Origin of the sequence: Paraburkholderia nodosa DSM 21604, assembly GCF_000519185.1 — a bacterium.
Taxonomy (GTDB): Bacteria; Pseudomonadota; Gammaproteobacteria; order Burkholderiales; family Burkholderiaceae; genus Paraburkholderia; species Paraburkholderia nodosa.
The window spans coordinates 77,288-91,433 of the sequence record NZ_JAFA01000009.1 but is presented as its reverse complement, the minus strand read 5'-3'; the positions used below and the strand labels follow the sequence as shown (position 1 = coordinate 91,433).

At 65.3% G+C, this 14,146-nt stretch carries 9 protein-coding genes; 6 read left to right on the top strand and 3 right to left on the bottom strand.

The window, feature by feature from the left end; all coding sequences use genetic code 11:
- Positions 1–50 precede the first annotated feature (50 nt).
- Complete coding sequence (locus A3CW_RS0115115) at positions 51–611, top strand: DUF308 domain-containing protein (RefSeq protein ID WP_154677952.1); 561 nt, start codon at positions 51–53, stop codon at positions 609–611.
- 131 nt (positions 612–742) lie between these two features.
- A complete protein-coding gene (locus A3CW_RS0115110; RefSeq protein ID WP_028204324.1) occupies positions 743–1,123 on the top strand; it encodes an SHOCT domain-containing protein in 381 nt (126 codons plus the stop codon).
- A gap of 88 nt (positions 1,124–1,211) precedes the next feature.
- On the opposite strand, the gene A3CW_RS0115105 is transcribed toward A3CW_RS0115110, so the two are convergent.
- On the bottom strand, positions 1,212–1,538 hold the full coding sequence (locus tag A3CW_RS0115105; RefSeq protein ID WP_028204323.1) for an RcnB family protein: 327 nt from the start codon (positions 1,536–1,538) through the stop codon (positions 1,212–1,214).
- Between the two features lie 452 nt (positions 1,539–1,990).
- Here A3CW_RS0115105 and A3CW_RS46370 point away from each other — a divergent pair, with 452 nt between their 5' ends.
- Genes A3CW_RS46370 through A3CW_RS46365 form a run of 3 tightly spaced genes read left to right on the top strand, consistent with a single transcriptional unit; the run spans position 1,991 to position 7,823 of the window.
- Complete coding sequence (locus A3CW_RS46370; protein WP_245623647.1) at positions 1,991–3,154, top strand: efflux RND transporter periplasmic adaptor subunit; 1,164 nt, start codon at positions 1,991–1,993, stop codon at positions 3,152–3,154.
- A 12-nt stretch (positions 3,155–3,166) separates the two neighbouring features.
- Positions 3,167–6,355 (top strand): multidrug efflux RND transporter permease subunit, encoded by a 3,189-nt coding sequence (locus tag A3CW_RS0115095; RefSeq protein ID WP_028204322.1) that lies wholly within the window; start codon positions 3,167–3,169, stop codon positions 6,353–6,355.
- Positions 6,348–7,823, top strand: a complete 1,476-nt coding sequence (locus tag A3CW_RS46365; RefSeq protein ID WP_063750831.1) for an efflux transporter outer membrane subunit — start codon at positions 6,348–6,350, stop codon at positions 7,821–7,823. The genes A3CW_RS0115095 and A3CW_RS46365 overlap by 8 nt, the downstream gene beginning before the upstream one ends.
- A 9-nt stretch (positions 7,824–7,832) precedes the next feature.
- Here A3CW_RS46365 and A3CW_RS0115085 read toward each other — a convergent pair whose 3' ends face one another.
- Together A3CW_RS0115085 and A3CW_RS0115080 are read right to left on the bottom strand one after the other, a co-directional pair.
- Positions 7,833–9,332 (bottom strand): sensor domain-containing diguanylate cyclase, encoded by a 1,500-nt coding sequence (locus tag A3CW_RS0115085; protein WP_081771674.1) that lies wholly within the window; start codon positions 9,330–9,332, stop codon positions 7,833–7,835.
- Positions 9,307–12,057 carry a putative bifunctional diguanylate cyclase/phosphodiesterase gene (locus A3CW_RS0115080; protein ID WP_051481476.1) on the bottom strand — a complete coding sequence of 917 codons (2,751 nt, stop codon included), beginning with the start codon at positions 12,055–12,057 and terminating at the stop codon, positions 9,307–9,309. The genes A3CW_RS0115085 and A3CW_RS0115080 overlap by 26 nt, the downstream gene beginning before the upstream one ends.
- Positions 12,058–12,424: 367 nt before the next feature.
- On the opposite strand from A3CW_RS0115080, the gene A3CW_RS0115075 reads away from it, so the two are divergent.
- The gene (locus A3CW_RS0115075; protein WP_028204319.1) at positions 12,425–14,146 is read left to right on the top strand and encodes a dihydroxyacetone kinase family protein; all 1,722 of its coding nucleotides are present in this window, start codon (positions 12,425–12,427) and stop codon (positions 14,144–14,146) included.

The following is a 14,146-nucleotide window of genomic DNA, read 5'->3' as shown; positions in this document are numbered from 1 at the left end:
CTTAATTTCGCTTAAGCCTATAATTCGGCAAGAATACGCGCAAGTCAGATATGCCGAGCTATGTAACCGTATTGACGCAGTTACATTCGAATATGAAAAAGCGTTCTATTTTTCCGATTGCCAGCTCAACGCTTCTCATCGCGGCGGGAATTTTCTGCATCGTCTTGTCGCTCTCGACAAGGTCCTTGATTGGCACGCTTTTCATCGCAAGGATGCTGCTGTTCTGCGGCTTCGTGCATGCCTTGAGTCTCTTCACGACGAAAGACTGGAAACTCGCAGTCAGGCGCATTCCGCCAGTCATCGTGCCCATACTCATCGGCATTCTCATTCTGGTCAATGACAGCGCACGGGCGCGCGGGCTTACCGTGATGCTGATGATCTTCTTCGTGCTCGACGGCTTCTTCAAGATCATTGCGTCGGTCGGGCAGGACGTGAAGGTCAACAATATCGGCATTGTCAGCGCGGCGCTCTCGTTCCTGCTGGCCATTTTTCTGGCCGCCAATTTCCCGAGCGTGCCGTTACCCTTGCTCGGATTGTTCCTCGGGCTGGATCTCATTTCCATGGCCGTGGTGCCGTTTGCCGGCCGGGAGCGCAGGCGCGGCCTGATCTGACCTGACGAAAGCGCAGTCGGCTGCCGCGTCACGTCCGAGCATCACGTTTCGCGCGCACACGGTGTCGCCATCGATGCCCGTATCAGCCTGCAGTTGCCGTTTTACACACGCAAAACCGACGGAGGCGATTCATGATCTTCGCAAATGGCTTTACGTTTTCGAACTTTATTATCGATGCGTTTTCGATATTCATGTTCATTCTGTGGTTCTGGCTGTTCATCACGATCACGAGTGACCTGTTCCGTCGGACCGATATATCGGGATTCATGAAGATCGTGTGGGTGATCTTTCTGATTGTTTTGCCCTATATCGGCATATTCGCCTATGTCCTCACGCAGGGCAGAGACATGGCGCATCGCAACCAGGAGCGGGCACAGAAGGCGCGCGAAGAACTGCGCCACATCGTGGGCTACAGTGTCGCGGACGAAATCGAGAAGCTCGACAAGCTGAGGACGACAGGCTCGATTACGGACGACGAGTACAAGCGCCTGCGCGCGCGGCTCGTCGATTGAGAAGGGCGGCAGGCATGGCAACCGTCCATGCCTGAATCATGCAGCAATCGCGCGGGCTACGGCAACGTAGCCCGTCTCGTGATCCCGGTCATTCAGTACCCGGTACGATCTTCGAGATCTTCCAGTTGCTTCTCGTCACCAGCACGTAGTCGCCGTTCACGCCAAGCCACTGCTGGCCGCGCTTCGGTGCGTCCAGGTTATGCGACTTCCAGTCGTTCATCTGATAGTTGTAATGCCGGTACTTCGAGGGAACCTGTTGGCCCTCATGCCAGTCGCGATGCGGCATGGTCGGCATGACCTGCTGGCGACCTGTCCCCTGGCTTTGATCTCCACCGGATGTGCCTTGCGCAATTGCGGAAGAGGAGACACCGACGAGGAGCGCAGCGATGACTGAGAGGACGAGTTGGCTTTTCATGATTCGATCTCCTGAGGCAAGAAGATGATTGACGTCGCCATGACCAATGGCTTCTTCGGTTATAGAACATCCCGAAAGCCGTGATATCCAGCTGTGCGAACGTGCCCTTAAAAGCAAATGGGCAATGGCTGGAAAACGAAAGAATCCAGCGGTGTGAATAAGGGTGTGAAGCGTCTATCCATAGTAGTAAACGGAATTCCGACTTCAAGAAATTTACGAGTGATTGATTTTGTGGCGGTTTTGCGTAAATCCCGTGAATGCATGAAAGCGATATCTGTTAGATAACGATTGAAACATTGTGCGCTTCTTCCACGCTTCTGCGCTTGCGGACTGCGCACATCGGGGGCCGTAAATCGCGGTTTGAGTGAACATCGCAATGATCCGGTCGAGTACTGCGCAATGAGCCGTTCCGGGCGCGCGCGTACCGTCTCTATTTTTCGGTGGAGCCTCGCGTGCCAAACTGCGAACCCAGACGCTGTAGACCGTGGCTGATCGGCATTGCGGCAATGCTGCTGCTGGCGGGCAATGGATGCCGCGACCGGCAAGCCCAGGGCGGCGCAGCGCCACCGCCGCCGAGCGTGCTGGTTGAAACGGTTGCGGCGCAATCCATTCCCCGCGAGATCGAACTGCCGGGGCGTATCGAAGCGATCCGCTCGGCGGAGGTGCGCGCCCGCGTGGACGGGATCGTCGAGCGGCGGCTCTTCGAGGAGGGCACCGACGTGCGTGCCGGCGCGCCGCTCTTCCTCATCGATTCGCGCGACTACGAGGCCGCGTTGCAGCAGGCCCAGGCGGCGCTCAACCGGGCCCGGGCCGTGCAGGGCAATGCGGCCTCGGAGGTTGCACGCTTCAAGCCGCTGGTGGCGCGCCAGGTCGTGAGCGCCCAGGAATTCGAGGCCGCGACGGCCGCCCTGCAGCAGGCCGACGCGAACGTTGCGGACGCACGCGCCGCGGTGACGCTCGCACAGCTGCGCCTCGATCGATGCACGGTTCGCGCGCCGATCGCGGGCCGTGTGGGGCGCGCGCTCGTCACCGAGGGCGCGCTGGTCAGCGCGGCCGGGGCGACCTTGCTCACGCAGGTCAATCAGCTCTCGCCCGTGAACGCCGTATTCACGCAGTCGAATATTTCGTTGCTGGAGGTACGCAAACAGATCGCCTCGGGCACGCTCGCGGCGCCGGCCTCGGACCGCGCACAAGTGTGGCTCACGCTCGCGAACGGCGACGACTATAGCGAGCCGGGCGTGCTCGACTTCACCGATCTCGTCGTCGATCCTTCCACCGGGACGCAGGTGCTGCGCGCGCGCTTCAACAATGCGTCGCGCATCTTGTTGCCGGGGCAGTTCGTGCGCGGGCGCGTTGTGATCGGCACGATACCGAACGGCCTGGTCGTCCCCGCGCGCGCGGTGCAGTTCGACAACAACGGGGCGAACCTCTCGCTCGTTGCCGACGACGGCACCGTCGTGCGGCGCAATGTCGTGCTCGGCCCGCAGGAAGCGGGGCAATGGGTCGTGAAGGACGGGCTGGAGCCGGGTGAGCGCGTCATCGTCGACGGCTGGCAACGGGTGCAGCCGGGGCAGCGCGTGGACGCCCATCCCTTCGCCGCGCCGGGCCACTCCTGAGCGGCGCGCCTCATGAACCGATTCTTCGTCTACCGGCCAGTCTTCGCGTGGGTCGTTGCGCTCTTCGTCACGCTGTTTGGCGCCCTCGCGCTCATGCTGCTGCCGGTCGAGCAGTACCCCGACGTCGCGCCGCCCTCGCTTACGATATCGGCCGTCTACAGCGGCGCCGACGCGAACACGCTGGACCGCACGGTCACGTCGATCATCGAAGACGAGATGAACGGCGTCGAAAATTTCCTCTACATGTCGTCCCAGAGCCGCTCGAACGGCACGGCGCAGATCACGGTCACGCTCAGGCCCGGCACGAATCTCGACGTTGCGCTCTCGCAGGTCCAGGACCGCTTGAGCCGCGTCGAGCCGCGCCTGCCGCTTGAGGTGAGGCAGGTCGGCGTGAGCGTCACGAAAGCGTCGTCGGGCTTTTTGATGCTCGTTGCGCTGCAGTCCGCCGATGGTTCGATCCCGGCCGTCGAGCTGGGCAACTTTGCCGCCAATAACATCGTCAACGAATTGCGCCGCATTCCCGGCGTCGGCGACGCGCAGCTGTTCGGTTCGTCGTATGCCATGCGGATCTGGATCGATCCGGAAAAACTCGGCAGCTTCGGTATTTCGGCTAACGAAGTGATGACTGCCATCCAGGAGCAGAACAGCCAGACTGCGGGCGGCAGCCTCGGCGACCAGCCCATTGCGCCGGGCGCCGAACTCAATGCGCAGATCGTTATGCGCGGCCGCTTTTCGACGCCCGAGCAGTTCCGCGAGGTGATCGTGCGTTCGAACCCGGATGGCTCGACGGTGCGCGTGGGCGACGTCGCTCGCGTGGAGCTGGGCAACGACAGCTATGGCTTTCGCTTTCGCGTGAACGGCAAGGAGTCCGCCGGGATCGCCATCCAGCTCGCGAGCGGCGCGAACGCGCTGGCCGTGGCGAGCGCCGTGCGGCAGCGTCTCACGCAATTGCAGCCGACTTTCCCGAAGGGCGTGGCGTGGGTCGTGCCGTTCGATACGACGCCGTTCATCACGACCTCGCTGAGCGGCGTGCTGCGCACGATGATCGAGGCATTGCTGCTCGTGACGGTCATCGTGTTTCTCTTTCTCCAGAAATGGCGCGCGACGCTCATTCCCACGCTGGTCGTCCCGATCGCGCTGATCGGCACGTGCGTCGGCATTTTTTTGTTCGGGCTCTCGATCAATCTGCTTTCGCTGTTCGCCATGGTCGTGGCGATCGGCATTCTCAACGACGACGCGATCGTGGTGGTGGAAAGCGTCGAGCGCGTGATCCAGGAAGAGGGCTTGAGTTCGCGGCGGGCGACCGTCAAGGCCGTCGGGCAGATTGCGGGCGCCGCCATTGCGAGCACACTCGTGCTGATTGCGGTGTTCGTCCCCATGGCGTTCTTTCCGGGCTCGACGGGCGCGATTTATCGCCAGTTCTCGGTCACGCTCACCGTCTCGATCTTTCTCTCGACCCTGCTCGCGCTGACGCTGGGCGTGGCCATGTCGGCAACGCTGCTGGGCAGCAGGACGAAGACCGGTGACGGCACCGGCAAGGCCGCCGCCACGCACTGGCCGGCCCGCATGCAGCGGCGCGTGTTCGATGGGTTCAACCGCGGTATGGAAACCGCCACCGAGCGCTACGTGCTGGCCGTGCAGGCCATGCTGCGCAAGCCGGTGCGCTGGCTCCTCGTATTCGTCGTGGTGTGCGCGGCGACCGGGTTCCTCTTCACCCAGTTGCCGCGCGGCTTCATTCCGGGCGAGGACCAGGGACACATTTTCGTCGCGTATACGGCGGCGCCCGGCGCGACGGCGCAGCGCACGCAACAGGTCGTCGATCAGGTCGAGGCCTATCTGAGGCAGCAGCCGCAGGTGCGCAATATCGCGTCCGTCACGGGATTCAGCTTCTTCGGCCAGGGGCAGTCGGCGGCGATGTCGTTCGTCGACCTGAAGCCGTGGTCGGAGCGGCCGGGCGCGGCCAATTCGGCGGGGGCGCTGGTTGGGCGCGCGAACGCGGCGTTCCGCAATATTCCTCAAGCGCTCGTCTTCGCGCTCGATCCGCCGGCCATTCCCTCGCTCGGCAATGCGAGCGGCTTCACCATGAAGATACTCGACCGCAGCGGCGTGGGCGGCGCGGCGTTGCAGCAGGCGAGCGCGCGCATGCTGGCGGAGGCCGCGCGCAGCCCCTTGCTGGTGGGCGTGCGTCCCGACGGTTTGCCGCCCGCGCCGCAACTCTATGTCGATATCGACCGCGTGAAGGCGCGCGCGCTAGGGTTGCAGATCGGTCAGGTGAACAGCGCGCTCGCGCTCGCATTCGGCTCGAACTACGTGAACGATTTCGTCTACGAGGGGAATGTGCTGCGCGTGCTCATGCAGGCCGACGCCGATCAGCGCATGCGGCCCGAGGATATCGGCGCGCTGCGGTTGCGCAACAACGTGGGCGAGATGGTGCCGTTCTCGGCGTTCACGAGCGTGCACTGGAGCGCGGGGCCGCAGCAGGTCGAACGCTACAACGGCTTTCCCTCGGCCACGATCTCGGGGCAGGCGGCGCCGGGCCGTTCGAGCGGCGCGGCGCTCGCTGAGATGGAGCGCATTGCGGACCACGTTCTTTCCGGCAACCTGACCTACGAATGGACCGGCACGGCGTTCGAGGAACAGCAGGCGGCCGGGCAGATCGGTGCGCTGCTGCTGCTTTCCCTCGTCGTGGTGTTTCTGTTGCTCGCTGCGCTCTACGAGAGCTGGGCGATTCCCATTGCCGTCCTGCTCATCATTCCGCTGGGCGTGCTGGGAGCGGTTCTCTTCACCATGGCGCGGCGTTTTTCCGCCGACGTCTACTTCAACATCGGCCTCGTGACCATCATCGGCCTCGCGGCAAAAAACGCCATTCTGATCGTGGAATTCGCGATCAAGGAGGAGGCCGCGGGCAGCGATACCGTGAGCGCGGCCGTGAACGGCGCGCGTCAGCGCTTGCGGCCGATCCTGATGACGAGCGTGACCTTCGTGCTCGGCATGCTGCCGCTCGTGCTCGCCACAGGCGCGGGCGCGGCGGGCAGGCAGGCGGTGGGCACGGGCATCATGGGCAGCATGCTCACGGCCACGCTGTTCGGCATCTTCTTTACGCCGGTGTTCTATGTGGTGGCGCGCCGATGGTTGAGCCGCAAACGCTCGCCCGGCGATGACGAAGAAGACGCGCGGCCCGCGGGAGCGCACGATGTTTAAGACTGCCAGGTGGATGGCGATCACGGCGTGCCTGGCGCTCGCGTCGTGCAATTTCGCGCCGCGCTACCAGCAGCCGGAGTTGCCGATTGCGGGCACCTACGAGAGTGCGGATATCGCCGCGCCGGGCGGCGAGCGCCTCGCTTCGGAGCTGGCGTGGGAGACGTTCTTTCGCGACCCGGCGCTCAAGCAGCTGATCGCCATGGCGCTGGCGCATAACCGCGATCTGGCGGCATCGGTTGCGCGCATCGAGCAGGCTCAGGCGCTCTATCGCGTGCAGCGCTCCGCGCGGTTTCCGCAAGTGGCCGCGGGCGCCGACGCAACCCGCACCAAAACCCCGCTCAACACCATCGAGCCCGAGCTGCCCAACAACAACACGTCGATTCACTTCAACCAGTACAGCGTGCAGGTGGCCGTCACGTCGTTCGAACTCGACTTCTGGGGGCGCGTGGCCAACCTGAGCGAGTCGGCGCGGCGCAACTATCTGGCGACGATGGAGGCCAACGAAGCGTTTCGTCTCTCGCTCATCAGCAACGTGGCGGCGACCTACTACGCGATCCTCTCAGGCAACGAGGGCATCGACCTGGCGCAGCACACGCTGGAAACGCGCCAGTATGCGCTGGAGGTCGCGCGGCTGCGCCTCGAAGCGGGCGCGACCTCGCTCGTGGACTACGAGCAGGCGCGCATTCTCGTCACACAGGCTCAGACGCAGCTTGCCGAACTGCAAAGAACGACGGGCCAGCAGCGCGATCAGTTGGCTGTCCTGATCGGTGGTCCGCTGCCGGACGCCGCGAATATGACGCAGCGCCACGTGCTGGCCGACGCCGATCAGTTCGGCACGCTCGACGCGGGGCTGCCTTCTTCGCTGCTCGCGCTGCGCCCCGATATTCGCTCGGCCGAGCAGTCGCTGCGAGCCGCCGACGCCGATATTGGCGCCGCGCGCGCCGACTATTTCCCGCGTATTTCGCTAACGGGCAATTTCGGCTATGTGTCGCCGGAGTTGAGCGACCTCTTCGTGCCCGGCAAGCAGGCATGGCTGATATCCGGGTTCGTCACGCTGCCGATCTTCGACGCGGGTCGCCGCAGCGCGCAAGTGCGCCTGTCCGAAGCGCGTCAAACGGAACTCGTGGCGAACTACCAGAAAACCGTTCAGGTGGCGTTCCGCGAAGTCTCCGACGCGCTGATCGCGCGCCAGCGCCTGCAGGAGCAAATCGCGGCACAGGAGCGCGCGGTGGCCTCCGAGTCGCGCCTGGCCGAAGCGGCGGAACTGCGCTACGAGAACGGCATTTCCATCTACCTGGAAGTGGTCGATGCGAAGCGCAGCCTGTTCGCGGCACAACAGCAACTGATCCAGCTACGCGCGGCGGCGCTGCAAAACGGCGCGTCGCTCTATGTGGCGCTGGGAGGCGGGCAGGACGCGCCCCGGCCCGATCACGCGAGCGAGGCGTCTAACAGCGTTGCCAATCCCTAGCCGCGCGCGTCAGGCGCCGCACATGGCGACGCGGTTGCGGCCGCGCGCCTTCGCGTCGTACAGCGCCTGATCCGCCGCCTTGATGATCTGCGTGACATCGACATCCTGGTCCGGCGACCAGCTTGCGGAGCCAATGCTCGCCGTGACGCGCCCGTACTCGCTGCCCGCATGCTCGATCGCGAGTTCGCTGATCGCATTGCGGATCTTCTCCGCAATCGCGCAGGCGCCTTCCAGCAGCGTATCGGGCAGCACGACGACGAACTCTTCGCCGCCGTAGCGGGCGGCGGTGTCCGCGGGCCGGCGGATGTTTTCGCCGATGCAGCGCGCCACGGCGGCGAGCGCGTCGTCACCGGCCTGATGGCCGTACTGGTCGTTATAGGCCTTGAACCGGTCGATATCGACGAAGAGCAGCGAGAACACGCTGCGCGCGCGCCTGGCGCGCCGCCACTCCTGTTCGAGGATTTCGCCGAGCGTGCGGCGGTTGTTCAGACCCGTGAGGCTGTCGGTGCGCGCGAGCAACTGCAGTTCGGACTCGGCGCGCATTCTGCGCCGCAACTGCGTGGCGAGCACGAACGAGAGGCCGACGAAGCCGATGGCGAACGTGCCCATGAGCGTACCGATGGTCAGCGCGCGCCGCCGCCACGCGGCGTAGATATCGGGTTCGGCTTCCGCCACCATGATGATGAGCGGCTGGCGCGGGAAATTGCGGAAAAAATACATCCGGCGTGCGCCGTCTATCGACGACGTGTCCGAGAAACTGCCTTCCCTGGCAGTCAGAAAGCGGCGGAACGTACTCGCGTTGCGGATGTTGCGTCCCACCACGGCCGGATCGTAGGGCTGGCGCATGATCATGGTGCCGTCCTGCGCGATCAGCGAAATCGCACCGTGCCGGCCGAGCGAGAGCCCGGCGAACAGCTGGTGAAAATACTCGAGGTTAATGGCGATCATGACGATGCCGGCGAACGACCCATCGGGGTGCGACAGCCTGCGGCTCAGCGCAATGCTGGGCGTGCCGTTGCGCAGGCGCGAACGGTAGGGCGCACTGACGTAGAGGCCGGCATGGGGATGGTCGCGCTGAACCTCGAAGTAGTCGCGGTCGGCGAAATTGGCCTTGAGCGGTGTGCCGGTGGCCGAATTCATGACGACGTTGCCCGCTTCGTCGAGCACGAGCATCGAGCCCAGATATTCCGCGGTTATGGCGTGGTCGAACAGCAGCTCGCTGCGCAGATTCGCGGGCAACGCCATGACGTCGGGCCGGCCGATGCCGTCGACCACGGCTTGCAGCGAAAGCGCGTAGAGCTCGAAGTTGCGCTCGATGTCGCGTTCGGCAACGAGCGCGACGTTTCGCGAGTTCTCTTTCGCGCGCTCCAGGGCGTCGTGGCGGCTCTCGTAGAGCACCGTCGCGCAGAGCGACGCCATGATGAAGGCGACCGCGAGGCTGCCATAGAAAATGGCGCGCGGCCCCGTGAGCCACCTGAGCAGGTTACCGTTGGTGAACGCTGGCCGCATGGCTCGCTTCCAGGTAGGACTGCGCGCTCGCTGCATCCACAGGGCGCGAGAACCAGTAACCCTGCGCCTCGTTGCAGCCGTTCTCGATCAGGAATTCCAGTTGCTGCAGCGTTTCCACGCCCTCGGCCACCACCCGCATGCCGAGCGTATGGCCGAGGGCGAGCACGGCCTTCACGATGACCTCGTCCGCGCGCGAGTGGCCAATGCCCCTTACGAACGACATGTCGAGCTTAAGGCGATCGGGCATGAAGCTGCGAATGTACCCGAGGCTCGAATAGCCCGAGCCGAAGTCGTCGATGGCGACCGAAAGTCCCATCTCGCGAAGGGCGCGCAGCGTGGCGAGCGAACGGGGCGCCATGAGCACGCCTTCGGTGATCTCCAGCTCGATATTGCGCGGGCTCACGCCGGTGCGCGCGAGCGTATCCGCCATCATGGCGGGCAAATCCGCGCGCACGAACTGGACAGGCGAAACGTTGACCGAAACGACGATGTCCGGGTGCTGGCGCGCCCACTCGCGGGCCTGGCGGCAGGCCTCCTCGAATACGAATTCGCCGATCTGCACGATCAGGCCGTTTTCCTCGGCGAGCGGCACGAACATCGCCGGGCTCACCTGGCCGCGCTCCGCGTCGTGCCAGCGAACGAGCGCCTCGAAACCCATCGTCTCGCCCGTCCTCGGGTTGACTCTCGGCTGCCACGCAACGGCAAACGCGCGCGACGCCACGGCCAGCCGCAACGCCTGCGCGAGGCTCGCCCGCTCCAGGTTCTGCCTGGCGATGGCCATGTCGAACACCTGCATGCTCCCGGGCCCCACCGATTTGGCGCGGTACATGGCGGAGTCGGCGTACTTGAGCAGCGAGTCCGGATCGCTCGAATGATCGGGGAACACGGCGAGGCCGACACAGGCGAGCGGCACGATGACCTTGTTGCCGATCAGCAGCCCATGTGTCAAGGATTCCTGCATGCTTGCCGCGGCGGCGACGAAGTGATCGACGCCGCCACGACCATACAGCACGGCGACGAACTCGTCGCCCGCATAGCGGGACACCATCTCGCCCTGGGCGATATGGGTGGACAGGCGGCGCGCCACTTCGCACAGCACCTCGTCGCCCGCGGTATGGCCGAGCGAGTCGTTGACCTCCTTGAAGTTGTCGAGGTCGATGAACACCAGCGCGAAATTCTGCTGCGCGTCGAGCGCCGTCCTGACCAGTTCGCGCAAACGCGCCTTGAGGCCGAGCCGGTTCGGCAGATGCGTGAGCGAGTCCTCGTTCGCCTGCAGGCGCAACTGCTCCTGATAGCGGATGCGCTCGGAAACGTCGTTGAACACGGTCACGCAGTGCGTGGGGCGATTGCGCTCGTCGAGTACCGGGGCGACATGCAGCTCGATCCAGTAGGGCGAGCCATCGGGCCGGCAGCATTTGAGCAGGCCCTCGCCTTCTTGCTCCGATTGCATGGCACTGCGAACGATGTTGGCATCGGCGGACGATTTATCGCAATCGAGCATGTCCCAATGCCCGGCGCCATTCGCTGTGGCCACGGCGCGGCCGGTGATGCGCTCGAACGCAGCGTTGGCGTACGTGATGATGCTTTCGCCGTCGACCTTTTGCGAAATGATCACGGCGTTTCTCGAAGCCTCCAGCGCGCGGCTGCGAACGCGCAAATGCTCTCTCGCCTGTTCGTGCGCCGTGACGTCGTGCGCGGTGATGAAACACGCATCCTGGCCCGCATAGTCCAGCAGATGCCAGGCGATATCGACGTGGATCACTTCTCCGTCGATGCGCACATGCCGGTGCACGCCGCCTGCGCCGCTTTGCGCGCCGGAATTGACGTAGCCGTGCAGGTCGCGGCGGAACGCGCCGGTCTCGGCCCGCGGGCGAAGCTGCTCGACCGACATGCCCTTGAGCCGCTGTAGGCTCGCGCCGTATTGGCGCTGGGCCGCGGCATTGGCGGTGAGGATTGCATAGGAGCGCACATCGAAAATGAGCATCGCGACCGGATGCTGCTCGAAGTACTCGCGAAAGCGCCGCTCGGCCTCGAGCGCGACGATCTTCGCAGCGCTGCGGGAAAGCGCCGCGCGGTGGCTCGTAAACAACGTGAAGAGCAGCAGCAGCGCGCCGGCTGTCGCCGTGCCGATCAGCGAGATTTTTTGCCGCGCGAGCTGCGCCTGCGCGCCGAACTGCACGACCTTGATCTGCTCGCGCTGCTCGGAGCGCAGCGCGGTGAGCAGCGACATGATGGAGCTGAGCGTTTCGTTCGCGTGCTGCATCAGGGCGGGCTCGAGCTTTGCGCCCGCGTCTGCGAGCGCGATATTGCGCGCGGCCGCGTCGAGCTGCTCGGGCCAGACGGCGCTCAACTGCCGCAACTCGTGGATCGCGCGCTCGTTGCGCGGCGCGCCGGCAAAGTCGTGCTCGAGCCGGTCATAAGTGCCGGCCACGACTGCGGCCCGCTTGATCGGCCACGCACGCGACGTGTAGCCTGCCGTGCCCACGCCTTTGAGGAAGTCGGTATTCGCCGCGATATGCAGCGTGAGCAGGGCTTCGAGTTCCGACGTGATGTTCAGTTCCTGACGCAGCCGCGAGTCGGCCGTGCCACGCGACAGGTTCGCGCTCAGGATCGCGCCGATTGCCACGCATACGATCAGCGCCACGGCTAGCGCTACGGCGACGCCCTTGCTGGGCGCGCGGGACGGTGCCTGTGGAGGGGTTCCGGATATTTCAGCTACGTTCATCGCCACGCAACGCGATTCGGCACATCGCCACTCGCGCCGCGTTGCTCGGCCGGAGTGGGCAGGTTACTGGTGAAGGCACCGGCGGGCGGAGGGGCCATGGTGTTCCAGGCATGCAGACGGCGCAGGCACGGCAAGTCCGTGATCGGTCGCTACTGTCTGAATAACGGGTATTCGGCGTGCCGCTTTGATTGGTGTTTTTACCTAGGTGCCTGGATGCTGGCGCCACGCGCGGGGCAGGCATCCGGAACGCATTCGATGCCCGTGCTTCAATATGCTCATGGCGTGACGGGACCGCGAACGGTCCGCCGTTTTCGCCTCTCGCTTCTGCCCCTCGTTTTTGCCCCTGTTACTCGTTCAAGGGACTCTCATGAAGAAACTCGTCAACGACCCGTCGTTCGTGGTGCGCGAAATGCTCGAGGGCATTGCGCGCACTGCGCCGCATGTCGCCGTGCTCGGCGACGAAAACGTGCTCGTGCGCAACCCGCTGCCCAGCCAGCCAGAGCGCCCCGTCGCCGTGATTTCGGGTGGCGGCAGCGGCCACGAGCCCGCGCATGGCGGTTATGTCGGACAAGGCATGCTCACGGCCGCCGTGTGCGGCGAGGTGTTCACGTCGCCCTCCACCGACGCCGTGCTGGCCGCGATTCGCGCGAGCGCGGGTCCGAACGGCGCGCTGCTCATCGTGAAGAACTACACGGGGGACCGGCTCAATTTCGGTCTCGCGGCCGAACTGGCGCGAGCCGAGGGCATTCCGGTCGAAATCGTCATCGTGGCCGACGACGTGTCGCTGCGCGGGCATACGGAGCGCAATCAGCGGCGCGGCATTGCAGGAACGGTGCTGGTGCACAAGATCGCGGGCGCGGCGGCGGCGCGCGGCGACGCGCTGGGCCTCGTGGCCGCGATCGCGCGCGGCGTGGCCGGGAATCTCGGCACGATGGGCGTGGCGCTCGACGGCTGCACGTTGCCCGGCGCGGAGCAAGCCGGCTTTCGCCTCGCCGACGACGAGATCGAACTTGGCATGGGCATTCACGGCGAGAAAGGCGTGGAGCGCACGGTGCCGATGGCGGCGGGCGAATTGACGGAAACGCTGCTCGCCAACATCGTCGAAGACCTGGCGCTGAAAGGCGGCGAGCGCGTCGCGCTGCTCGTGAACGGGCTGGGCGCCACGCCCGCGATGGAACTGGCGATCATCATGCGCGATGCATTCGAGAGCCTGAATCGCCGTCATGTGACGGTCGAGCGGGCGTGGACCGGCACGTTTCTTTCGGCGCTGAACATGCCGGGCTGTTCGATCTCCGTGCTCCGGCTCGACGACGCGAAGCTGACGCTGCTCGACGCCGCCACCGAAGCGCGCGCGTGGCCCGGGGTCGGCAAGGTGAACCGGCAGATCCGCATCGAGCCGGCGTTTTCAGCGGCCGATGCGCGCGCCGAGGCGGGCGCGACGCCTGCGGACGCGGCGAGCGTCGCATGGGCGCAGCGTCTGAAGCCGGCGCTCGATGCCGTTGCGCACGCATTGATCGAGAACGAGGCGCTGTTCACGGACCTCGATTCCCGAGCCGGAGACGGCGATCTGGGCGCAAGCATGGAGCGCGCCGCGCAGGCCATGCTCGCCGTGCCGCAAGGCGCGCTCGGCTCGCCGGGCAGCGCGCTCGCCGCGCTCGGCACGGCATTGCGCCGCGCGATAGCGGGCAGTTCCGGGCCGTTCTACGCAACGGCGCTGGTGCGCGCCTCGCGCACGCTTGGCGAGAAGGCGCAGCCCGATGCGCGGGATTGGGCGGCCGCCATGCGCGGCGCGGCCGAGGCGATCAGTGAACTCGGCGGCGCGAAACCCGGCGACCGCACGATGCTCGATGCGCTCGTGCCCGCCGTCGAGGCACTGGAAAGCGCCTTGAAGTCGGCGCGCCCCGTGGGCGAGGCGTGGGCGCAGGCGGTGAGCGCCGCGGAGTCCGGTGCGAAAAGCACGGCGCAAATGACGCCGCGCGCGGGCCGGGCAAGCTATCTCGGCGCGCGCGCGATCGGGACGCCCGATGGCGGGGCGGTGGTGGTGGCGTGCTGGCTCAAGGCGCTGCAGCCGCATATCGGCGCGGGGTGA

Bases quoted from the DNA above. Each gene is read 5' to 3' on its own strand.
- A3CW_RS0115110 (WP_028204324.1), top strand. From the start codon at position 743: ATGATCTTCGCAAATGGCTTTACGTTTTCGAACTTTATTATCGATGCG.
- A3CW_RS0115115 (WP_154677952.1), top strand. From the start codon at position 51: ATGCCGAGCTATGTAACCGTATTGACGCAGTTACATTCGAATATGAAA.
- A3CW_RS46365 (WP_063750831.1), top strand. From the start codon at position 6,348: ATGTTTAAGACTGCCAGGTGGATGGCGATCACGGCGTGCCTGGCGCTC.
- A3CW_RS0115105 (WP_028204323.1), bottom strand. From the start codon at position 1,538: ATGAAAAGCCAACTCGTCCTCTCAGTCATCGCTGCGCTCCTCGTCGGT.
- A3CW_RS0115080 (WP_051481476.1), bottom strand. From the start codon at position 12,057: ATGAACGTAGCTGAAATATCCGGAACCCCTCCACAGGCACCGTCCCGC.
- A3CW_RS0115095 (WP_028204322.1), top strand. From the start codon at position 3,167: ATGAACCGATTCTTCGTCTACCGGCCAGTCTTCGCGTGGGTCGTTGCG.
- A3CW_RS0115075 (WP_028204319.1), top strand. From the start codon at position 12,425: ATGAAGAAACTCGTCAACGACCCGTCGTTCGTGGTGCGCGAAATGCTC.
- A3CW_RS0115085 (WP_081771674.1), bottom strand. From the start codon at position 9,332: ATGCGGCCAGCGTTCACCAACGGTAACCTGCTCAGGTGGCTCACGGGG.